This window comes from Candidatus Methanoperedens sp. (assembly GCA_012026795.1).
GTDB lineage: Archaea > Halobacteriota > Methanosarcinia > Methanosarcinales > Methanoperedenaceae > Methanoperedens.
Window position 1 is genome coordinate 20,334 of sequence record VEPM01000042.1, and the last position, 10,317, is coordinate 30,650.

The 10,317-nt window shown below is 40.3% G+C and carries 11 protein-coding genes; 4 read left to right on the forward strand and 7 right to left on the reverse strand.

Going from position 1 to position 10,317, the window contains the following annotated elements:
- Positions 1–199: 199 nt before the first annotated feature.
- The 3 genes from FIB07_16755 to FIB07_16765 are packed head-to-tail and all read right to left on the reverse strand — an operon-like array spanning position 200 to position 3,378.
- On the reverse strand, positions 200–1,288 hold the full coding sequence (locus FIB07_16755) for a hypothetical protein (GenBank protein ID NJD54498.1): 1,089 nt from the start codon (positions 1,286–1,288) through the stop codon (positions 200–202).
- Positions 1,289–1,306: 18 nt separating this feature from the next.
- Entirely contained in the window at positions 1,307–2,374 is a 1,068-nt protein-coding gene (locus FIB07_16760; protein ID NJD54499.1) for an ABC transporter, read from the reverse strand.
- On the reverse strand, positions 2,371–3,378 hold the full coding sequence (locus FIB07_16765) for an ATP-binding cassette domain-containing protein (GenBank protein ID NJD54500.1): 1,008 nt from the start codon (positions 3,376–3,378) through the stop codon (positions 2,371–2,373). The genes FIB07_16760 and FIB07_16765 overlap by 4 nt, the downstream gene beginning before the upstream one ends.
- A gap of 90 nt (positions 3,379–3,468) precedes the next feature.
- On the opposite strand from FIB07_16765, the gene FIB07_16770 reads away from it, so the two are divergent.
- Genes FIB07_16770 through FIB07_16780 form a run of 3 tightly spaced genes read left to right on the forward strand, consistent with a single transcriptional unit; the run spans position 3,469 to position 5,019 of the window.
- Complete coding sequence (locus tag FIB07_16770) at positions 3,469–3,822, forward strand: PadR family transcriptional regulator (protein NJD54501.1); 354 nt, start codon at positions 3,469–3,471, stop codon at positions 3,820–3,822.
- A gap of 32 nt (positions 3,823–3,854) precedes the next feature.
- Positions 3,855–4,454, forward strand: coding sequence for a flavodoxin family protein (locus FIB07_16775; GenBank protein NJD54502.1), 600 nt, complete (start codon positions 3,855–3,857; stop codon positions 4,452–4,454).
- A gap of 22 nt (positions 4,455–4,476) precedes the next feature.
- The gene (locus FIB07_16780; GenBank protein ID NJD54503.1) at positions 4,477–5,019 is read left to right on the forward strand and encodes a class I SAM-dependent methyltransferase; all 543 of its coding nucleotides are present in this window, start codon (positions 4,477–4,479) and stop codon (positions 5,017–5,019) included.
- Between the two features lie 460 nt (positions 5,020–5,479).
- Here FIB07_16780 and FIB07_16785 read toward each other — a convergent pair whose 3' ends face one another.
- Genes FIB07_16785 through FIB07_16800 form a run of 4 tightly spaced genes read right to left on the reverse strand, consistent with a single transcriptional unit; the run spans position 5,480 to position 9,243 of the window.
- On the reverse strand, positions 5,480–6,100 hold the full coding sequence (locus tag FIB07_16785; protein NJD54504.1) for an isoprenylcysteine carboxylmethyltransferase family protein: 621 nt from the start codon (positions 6,098–6,100) through the stop codon (positions 5,480–5,482).
- The gene (locus FIB07_16790; protein NJD54505.1) at positions 6,072–6,806 is read right to left on the reverse strand and encodes an ABC transporter ATP-binding protein; all 735 of its coding nucleotides are present in this window, start codon (positions 6,804–6,806) and stop codon (positions 6,072–6,074) included. The genes FIB07_16785 and FIB07_16790 overlap by 29 nt, the downstream gene beginning before the upstream one ends.
- A complete protein-coding gene (locus FIB07_16795) occupies positions 6,787–7,989 on the reverse strand; it encodes an ABC transporter permease (GenBank protein NJD54506.1) in 1,203 nt (400 codons plus the stop codon). Before FIB07_16795 ends, FIB07_16790 begins: the two co-directional genes overlap by 20 nt.
- A gap of 54 nt (positions 7,990–8,043) precedes the next feature.
- The gene (locus FIB07_16800) at positions 8,044–9,243 is read right to left on the reverse strand and encodes a hypothetical protein (GenBank protein NJD54507.1); all 1,200 of its coding nucleotides are present in this window, start codon (positions 9,241–9,243) and stop codon (positions 8,044–8,046) included.
- A 100-nt stretch (positions 9,244–9,343) separates the two neighbouring features.
- Between FIB07_16800 and FIB07_16805 the strand changes: the two genes are divergently transcribed.
- On the forward strand, positions 9,344–10,126 hold the full coding sequence (locus FIB07_16805; GenBank protein ID NJD54508.1) for a TrmB family transcriptional regulator: 783 nt from the start codon (positions 9,344–9,346) through the stop codon (positions 10,124–10,126).
- Positions 10,127–10,317 lie beyond the last annotated feature (191 nt).

Here is a 10,317-nt window from a genome sequence, read left to right on the forward strand (position 1 = left end):
AGTAAACGAGGGTAGAATGTGATTCTTCCACCGTTTCTAAGATTTGTTATATGTTATCACAGAAAATATATATTGTATGTTAATACAAAATGGAGGAATTTGAATGTCCGGAGAACTTAAAAAATTGCTTTGCCTTTAGTAATCCTTGGAAACTCCCAGGCGCGGCGCATCCTTGAATACTGGATAGCTGTTGAAAGTCTCACTTATGGATGAGACCAGCGCTTGCTGATTTTTTCTTTAAATAATGTCTTGTTCCAACTGCTATAGCAAGGAATCCGGTTATCAGCAGCGCCGAACTATTTTCTTTTAATTTATCGGTCAGGGGAGGTGCAGGTTCAATTATTACACTTGTAATAATATCCTCTGAGACTTCGGTTTTGCCTCTAGTATCGGTATATTTTATTTTATTATTTATCTCATAAGGCTTCAGTATCGCGTTTTCATCTACTTTGACTTTAAATACCGCAGTTGCTTTTTGCCCTGGTGCCAATGTGCCGAGAAATGCATGATCGTCCAGACTGCTCAATGGCTCAATGACATTAATTCTGGCAGCTGCATTTTTTGCTATCTCCTCACCTATATTTTTGTACGTGATCTCTACTAAACCTTCATTGTTAACCCGTAAATCACGTGAAGTCACATTAATAACTTCAAATTCTGCCTGTTTCTTAATCTCAATCTCTATAGTCTGGTTTTGGCTGCGCTTATCATACCAGAAATTGGCAATATCGTCTCCTCTGGTTACATTCCCGCTAACCTGTACATCCTGCTGGAAATCGTAAGAGAGATTTAATTTGAGTTTATAGATTCCAGGAGATGCATCTTTGTCAACTTCAATAGCAAACTGCACAGGATTGGAAATCTCCCCACCGCGAATTGAACCTATGTACTGGGTACCAGATTTGACCTGTAAAGGCGCACTGGAATCAGAACTCAGTATTGCTATAACGTTCAGGGTATCAATCCTTTGAAGCTCATAATTTTTCTCTTTCTTAGCAAGCTCTTTTCTATTCGAATAGTCAGGGTCACCTGGGTCCAGCTCTCTTTCTGTTCTAAATCCGAAAATTTTTCCGCTGTTAAGAACATTCATGGATAACGTTACTGACTCACCCTTTTCAAACTCATTACTGCCTATAAGTGCGGCTGTGAGATTGGGTTCCCCAAAAACTGTATAATAGTTATTGGAAATATCAAAACTCTGCGGTAGATATGCCGTGCTGGCATAGACCGGCACAACATTAAACATAGCAACTACAAAAATAGCCATAATCTTTTTAATTTCTCTCATAATATCTCCGTTTTATTCTCATTCTAGCGTCCTCCTGAAACTGGAAATTCCAATTGTGACAAAGATGATAGTGAATATAAACAGGGCTACCAGGTCAAACAATATAAAGCTGAAACCCTGGTCCCTCAGGATTATGCTTCTTAAAGCATGTACTGAATACGCTTCTGGATTTATCCATGTGATATATTGCAGCCAGGCTGGCATGCCCTGGATAGGATAGAACGCCCCGCTTGTCATGAAAAGTAAAAGGTTTAAGAAGCTAACAATCGAGCTAAACGCCCATTGACTGGCAAGGCGGGATGCAAAAGCTACTACAAAACTGATTATACCCATGCTTGTAAGAAACAGGACCAGTAGAATTAATAAAAATCCTTCTATGCTTCTTATATCTATTCCGGCTGCCGGAATAGTCACTATCAGAATCAGCATGGCTGCTACGAGCGCTTTAACAGTTCCGCTTGCTATTGTTCCTATAATAATACTTGAACGTTTAACAGGCGTAACGAGATATCCTTCAATTATACCCATCTCCCTATCCCTGATTAGAGACATTCCACCGCCCATCATTGAGGACATAAAAATCGCCATGACCATCACACCAACACCAAAGAATTGAATGTAATCAACGTCTCCGTAAATTTTAGTCGTTCTTGTTTGAGACTGAAATTCTAAATTCCTTAATATGTTATTTAGTCCAGAATCAACAACTGCCGGGATTAAATACTCCGAGCTGTCCACATACAATTGTATTTCGTTTCCGCGCGAATACTTGTCTGGAAAAACCGCAACTGCCTTGATTTTACCATCTTGAAGAGCCCTTTTAGCATTTTGTTCATTTGAGTATACAGTAACATCAAAAACAGTGCTCTGCCTCATTTTCTCTATGGCGGACTCAAATAGTGGGGTGGAATTATCAAAAGAGTCCTCTTGAGCCACGCCTATGGGGATATGGTTGATACTGCCGCCCATTGCATTGCCAAAAATGACCAGATAAAATACCGGGAACATGAGAGTCATTACAATCATGAATGGAGTTTTGATGAATTTCTTAAAATCTCTCTCAAATATCGCCGATGTGCCGCTCATCTCATCCTCCTCCGTAGCGAGGCATCATTAGATGGAGCATCAAGTTTTTTACCTGTATAATGAATGAAAACATCTTCCAGAGAAGGAGAACGCATCGAGATAGATTCTATCCTGACATTATGTCTCCCGATTATATCCACAATTTGAGGTATGGCATTTTTACCGTTCCTTATTGAGATTTGCAGCCGGTTCTTGTTTATTTTTACTTCAATAAGGTTTTCAATATTTTTTAATTCTGAGATCAGGGATTCTTCGGTTTTGTCAATAACCACTTCGATAAGATCTCCTGCAGGCAGGGACTTTTTGAGGTTCTCCGGTGAATCAATGGCTACCAGTCTACCTCTGTTTATAAAAGCGACTCTATTGCACAGTTTTTCAGCTTCATCCATGTAGTGCGTAGTTAGAATAATCGTTACGCCTTCTGAATTTAGAATTCCAATCTGCTGCCAAACCGCCCTTCGTGATTCCGGATCAAGGGCTATTGTAGGTTCATCGAGAAATAAGATGAGAGGTTTATGGAGAAATGCCCTTGCAATCTCAAGTTTGCGTCTCATACCGCCTGAAAAAGATGCTACAGGAATATCCGCGCGGTCAGTAAGGTTGGCAACTGCAAGAGCTTGCTTTATTCTCTCTTCCCTGTCCTTATCTGGCATGTTGAACAATTTTGCATAGAAATCAAGGTTTTCCCAGGCAGTTAGCTGGTTATCTATAGTACTGTTTTGTGGACAGACACCGATAATGTTACGAATTTGTTCTTGTTCCTTCTCTATATCATATCCGGCAATAAGAGCCGTGCCGGAAGCAGGCTTGATTAATGTAGTTAGCATCCGTATCAACGTGGTTTTACCTGCGCCGTTCGGGCCTAAAATGCCAAAAATCTCCCCTTTTATTACACCAAAACTAACATCTTCCACTGCAATTATATTTCTGCGATTCTGAAAGATCTTGGTTAAATTTTTTATCTGGATGATTTCATCTCTGTTTGGAGATTCATGTGAGTGTATATCATCACTTGATACATTTGATAATGACATATCAATTAATGATATATCAGTAAATAATATATAGTTATCGGTGACATATTGTATAGTAACATGGCAATACGAGAAAACAAAAAACAATCGAAATTGAGAATGTATGCATTTTTCGTTCTGTATTTTCTTAACGAACGTAGTTCTCTAAGTGGGTATGAGTTAGGTAATTTAATAAAAGAAAAAACTCATGGATATTTCTCGGCGACCGCAGGTAACGTTTATTCAGTGCTAAAAGATTTAGAAAATAAAGGGTATATAAGTAGCGAGGAACCAGTAGGTGGAAGAGAGAAGGTCCAATACAATATTACCCTCGATGGCAAGAAAGCTTTACGCGAATCTGCCCTACAATATAAAGAACGTTTTGAACATATAATGCAATTTTTTGATAAGGTTATTAATGAGGTTAATATTTAGAAAAAGGTTCTCTCTATCTTAAGGCAGGTACTATGAAAATATCAATAATTCTTGGACACCCGACAAAAGGAAGTTTAAACCATGCTATAGCAGATGTAACAAAGAAATTTTTTCAAAATCGTGGAGATGAAATTTATTTTCATGATTTGTATGAAGAAAATTTTAATCCTGTTTTACCAACTGAAGAAATTGCAAAGGACGGAAAGGTTGATACAGTTATTCAAAAATACTGTCACGAAATTTCAATCTCTGATGGTATCATTATTGTACATCCAAATTGGTGGGGACAACCTCCTGCTATCTTAAAAGGTTGGGTCGATCGAGTCATCCGCCCGGGAGTAGCTTATGAATTTGAAGAAACTGATGGAGGCGAAGGTGTTCCGATTGGACTGCTAAAAGCTCAATGCGCTATAGTTTTTAATACATCAAATACATCATCAGAAAGAGAGAAAAAGGTTTTTAGAGATCCACTCGAACGATTATGGAACAACTGCATTTTTGAACTTTGCGGTATAAAAAAATTTCATAGAAAAATGTATAACATCGTCTGTATCAGTACGCTTGAAGAAAGAATGGCATGGTTGAAAGATGTCCAGGAAACTTTGGAGGAAGCTTTTTTAGAAGAATCATAAAGCAAGAACAACATGGTAACCTCTGTCATGGGCGAATACTGGATATTGGTGCAGGCGTTGGTCTCACAGCATTGCTCTTCAGAACCGAGGGCTGATTGTTTGTGCAATTGATATAGTCCCGCGAGCCTGCGAAATTATGCGAAAAAGAGGAGTAATAGATGTCCGCTGCGCGGATATTTCCAGCTTTGAAGAAGAACCGTTCGATACGCTTTTGATACTCGGTCACGGCATAGGCATGGTCGGAACACTATCCGGACTCAATCCATTCCTCAGGGATATGCATAGATTAGTAAAGCCGGATGGACAGATATTGCTTAATTCTCTGGACATCAGATATACAAAAGATCCTGTACACATTGCCTACCAAGAAGCCAACCGCCGCGATAACCGCTATTTCGGGGAAATACGCCTGCAATTCGAGTACAAGGGCATAAGAGGGTCACATTATGGATGGCTGCATGTGGATTCGAAGATGCTGGCAGCCCATGCTATGAAGGCTGGATGGTTGTGTAAAGTTATTCGCCAAGAGGAAAGTGGTGACTATTTGGCACAACTGATTCATTAGCTATTCCATTGTTTTCAAAACCACCAGGCAATGCGATAGACTCATCGGATTTTGATTATAGGATTTCTTTTCTGTCGCGCAAATTATTTGATGTGTATATTTCTAATAAGAGGTCATGAATATTTATATTGCCTCCGCTTCTGCTCCTATATCGCCTAATTTAGAGGCTCAAGAAGTCAGCATTTGCGAATTTGGACGAATGAAGTGAGCCGCAAAGCCTGCGTTAAGTGAAGTTGCCCGAAACCCGGCAGTTGAATTTCATTTCTAACGACTTCCATCTTACTGAGCCACGAATTACTTAATAAATAACCAGAACCAGCCCCGATATCCAATATAACGTCATTACTGTGAATACTATTGGAAACTTCGCTTAGAAAAGCAGTTATAGGAAGACCCAAAAGCCGGACTTCGATTAGTGTCCGTAAAGGGCTGTTACAAAGCCATGCCATTATTTTTCCTTTCATACCTGTCCATTCACAAACAATATGTAAATTAATATAAAAAATACTGCAAGAAAAACAGGTACATGGATTTCACCCAGGACACCGGCTTTACAATCTGGAATCACTTTCGAACCATTTTTGTAGATGTTGAGCCGTGGGATAAGTCTGCCTGTGTGGGCCTTATATTCTATATAACGCTCACCGAATTTGTTCTGCAAATATTCTTCCTCATAAGGTATAACCAGCGAATAGACGAAAATATAGCTTAAAATAAATAAAGCAAAAGCATACCATTCATTAATAGCAAGGCAAAGAGACAAGCCTATTAAGAAATTGCCCAGATACATCGGGTTTCTTACATAAGCATAAGGACCGACCGTCGTAAGGAATTCCGCTTCTGGTTCGGTAACCGCCTGTCTACCCCAGAGATAACTTGCAACATAAACTCTAAATACCTGCGCTATCGCTGCCAGAAGTACACCTGTAATAAAGAATGGTAGAGTTGTAATTCCTCCAGAATGAAATTTTATTGCCATTGAAATTGAAATGGCAATAAGCATATAGATTCCTCGGGTTTTGTATACAAATGCTAATATTTCCTTTTTCATATTATGTCCCCTGTTCCGCAAGTTCTCCATCCTTTAACCAGATTACCTTCTGCACATACTTCCTGTCCTCTGGCTCATGCGTCACCATCAGAATCGTCAGCCCAATCTCACTATTCAATCGCTGAAATAGTTCAAGAACCTGTTTTGACGAGACGCTGTCCAGATTCGCGGTGGGTTCATCCGCAAACAGTATATCAGGCCTGTTGATCAGCGCCCTTGCAATTGCCACCCTTTGCTGCTCGCCCCCTGACAATTCACGAGGACGGTGATGCTGCCTCGTGCCAAGCCCGACCTGTTCCAGGACTTCTTTTCCAGCTATCATATACTCTTCTTTCTGTCTGCCCAGCGCCATGGCTGGCAGGTAGGCATTCTCAAGCGCAGTAAGCTCAGGAAGAAGCGCGTACTCCTGAAAGACATACCCGAATCTTTCAAGCCGGAACTTAGCTTTTTGTGGCCCAGACAATTTTAAAACGTTCTTTCCATCGATGATAATCTCACCTGAAGTAGGGACATCAAGCAATCCGAGCTGATGCAGCAGAGTGGACTTCCCGCTTCCGCTCTTGCCCATTATCGCGGTAAATTCACCATGTTTAATATCGAATGAGACGTTATTCAGAGCTTTAATCTGCACCCCATCCATTCCATAAATTCGAGTGAGAGTTCTAATTTCGATGATAGTTTCTGTGTCAGCCTCATTTGAGACATTCTTGATAATTCTAATCGCCCCACATAGCATCCATTATTGTCTGTCGAACTGCAATCCACGACGGGACAAATCCTGCAGTCAATGCAACTGCAATCAGGCTTATTGCGTTTATCAGAATATTCTCAGGCAGTATTAACAGCGAAACGAATCCAATAGGAAATTTCAGCGGGTGTCCGATGAACCAGGGCCTGAGCACAAAAAACATAATAAAAAACCCGATTATGGTGCCGCAAATTGCTATGAACATTGCCTGGAATATATACGAATATATGACCACAGATTCCTTAATTCCGACTGCCCGCAAAATTCCAATCTGCCTTCGTTTGCTTATAGTGCTCACATAAATTATAATAAAGATAGTCACACTCGCAACAAACAGCCCTATTGCAGAAATTAACACAGAGATCATATCAAAACTTCTTGTTATGTTTTTTATAGAGGCTGCATAGGCAGTCCATGGTTTTATGTTCTCTTTAATACCCAGTTCTGAAAGCTGTTTTACGTACCTATCTTCATTTCCCCTGTCTTTAGTCTTAATCAGGATTTGTGATGCCTTATCCTCTAAACCAAATACAGATTCCATCTCTCTCTGGCTTATGTATGCAATATTGTTCGCCTGCGTGAAAGTCACATCGAATACGCCTTTTACACGGTAACTCTTCTTAACGCCGTTATTGAAGAGCACATCAATAGAATCACCGACCCTGACTCCGCCGAGTGAAAGCTGCTCCTGGTCACCGCCGTACCCGCCAGGGATCTCTTTTCCAAGAATAATCTCGCTGGTATCCAGCTTGCTCAGATATTCGCCATCTATCATGAAATTATGAGTAATGGTAACTGTCATCGCATCATCAGGATTTACCGAGCGCACGCTCCACGACCCGCTTTTATCCTTATATGAAAGTGTAGCTCCTGTTATATATTGTGCCAGGACGCCTTCTATGCCAGGAATGCTCCTTATCTTTTGTTCCAGGGAATAAACATCATTGATATATTTTTCATCTTTTTTCGGTTCGATTACAATGTTGCCATAGAGTGTATCAATTACCTGGTTGCCCATTGTGTCAGTCAATCCAAGGAAAATGGAGGCTATGAACATTAAATTTACAAAGACGAGAGACAGAATAAAGATAGTAAGAATAAGTGTACCTTTATTGCCTTTTGTTATGGATTTATATGCCAGAAATAATGACACTTTAAGATCACTTAACATATACCACCCTGTCTTAAATTCCTCATCATATTGTACTCATCCTGCCACCATTGCTTATTTTTTCCTGCGATAGAGATAATAAACACATGCTCCAACTACTACTACAACTGCACTGAGCGGTGATACGAAGCCGCTTTTATTCGTGTTTTGCACATTCAGATTCAGTGCTTCGGTAATGCTGTGCATGCCGAGATCGTCTTCAAACTCGATTACGGCGGAATATGGAACATCACCGCTCTGGTTTGCAAAGATGCTGAACACGGCTGGTGCATCATCATTGGGTTTGATTTTGCCAAGGAATGCTGTTTTAGTTCCTTCAAACGGAATATTGAGGCTTACTTTAACAGATTTAGCATCACCATTCCCTGAATTTTCAATACGCATTGTCACCGTGACAGGATCGCCCTGTACCGGATTTTGCGGCTCGGTTTTGATGTTCGCAATTGCGAGTTCTGCCTTACCGAGAACTCTGACGCCTACCAAACTCTGGGAACTGATGTTTGTTCCGTTCTCATCTTTATACTCCATTTTGATCGGGATTGAGTATGATGAAATTTCAGCTTTGTCTTTAACCAGAACACGGTAGTCTAATTGACTGACCTCGCCGGGATTGAGTACTTTTATAATCTTTGTATCAGCGCCAGCCGGAACAAACGGCAGGTCGTTTGTTGCAGCACTGACCTGTACTTCGCGCGCAATCCCTGTTCCTTCATTTGAGACTGAAAACGTGATATTAAACATATCCTGCGGACTTATGAGTTCAGGATTGATACTGATATTAGAAATCACAAGCTGCGGCACTCCACGTACCATGATTTTGAAAATTTTATTATCTTCACGCTGCTGGTCGTTGCTTAACCAGCGTGCCTTAAATTCAATATCATAAACCCCGGAAACAGCCTGCGGGCTGACATGCATCTGGTATGTTTCAACGACTGCACCATTTTTGATAATATTGCCAACATCGATGACTCTATCATTATCATTTTTGAGAATAATGGGTGAGTCTGGTACGATTTCGATAGTTACACCTTTTGCGTCACTGCCTTCATTCGCAAGCGTTATTGATAATACAAAATCCTGACCTGGTTCAACAGGCTGGGGTGAGAGCTTATCAAGCCCAATGTTAATTTCAGCAGCGCTGGTAGAGCCTGTTATGAAGACCATTGCAAACGCTACTATTGCAATAAAGCCTCTGACGTGGTATATATTATTCATATTATCTGTAACTCTCCTTTCTTTTTTGAAGCGCATATTTTATTCAGCAATATTGACTAAAACTATTTACCTCCTGAAGTGGTAATATTCCCTATAAATCAATTTTCCAACAAACAAACTCGGAAAAAGGTGTAATATGAAAGTAATTGAAGCGCTTGAAAAACTGGGCCTGACAGAGTACGAAAGCAGGGCATATACGAAACTGGTAGAACATGGTCATTTATCTGCAAAAGAAGCAAGTAAGCTGACTGAAATACCATACTCAAAGATATATACAACTCTTATTTCTCTGGTCGATAAGGGATGGGTAAGCGTCAAAGAAGGGAGACCGAAAAAATACAGGCCGATTGACCCTTCTTTTGCCTCAGAGCTTGCCCTCAAGAACCAGACACAGGCTATTGCAGATGCTTCAAAAACGATAGGCGATACATTACAATCATTATATAGTGAAGATACAGTTGCTGGAAAGTCAGAGATATGGAGTATCAGGGGGCATGCCAATGTATTAAGGAAGCTCAGGGAGATAATCAATTCATCAAATCATGAGATTTTTTGTCTTCTGATAAACTCTGAAGATGACGATCTAATACAGGTAAGCACAATGATTCAAGAGGCAAAAGAAAGGGGATGCAGAGTGCTTGCTTACTACAAAAAATCTCCAGAAAAGGAAATTAACCCATCAGTAAAGAACCTGATGATAGTATGGGAATCTTCACACAAAATTACCGGAAGAGGGATTTTCCTTTTCGTAGATTCCAAAATCATATTCCTGAGCTCACTTGACGAGAAGTCAGTAGCCCTGTGGTCGAACGATTTGAGTTTAGCCGAAGTGGTCAGGAATATTGCCTCAATTGAAAAACTGGGAAAATATTCTTCCTGCTTATGTGCATCACCAGGCAAATTTAGCAGCAGCGTTTGAACCGGTAAATCAATCAGCTAAAAAGAATTTACCATAACTGCTTTAACTTGACTTCTCAAGAAATCCTCTCGCTTCGAGCTTATCTAAAGCTAGGGAGTGTAACCGATTTTGTTGAAACTTCTATTAACTTGAAAGAAAGTAATAGGAGTCGAGCAAAATGGCAAAATTGTTTACAAGAGAACAAGCGAGAG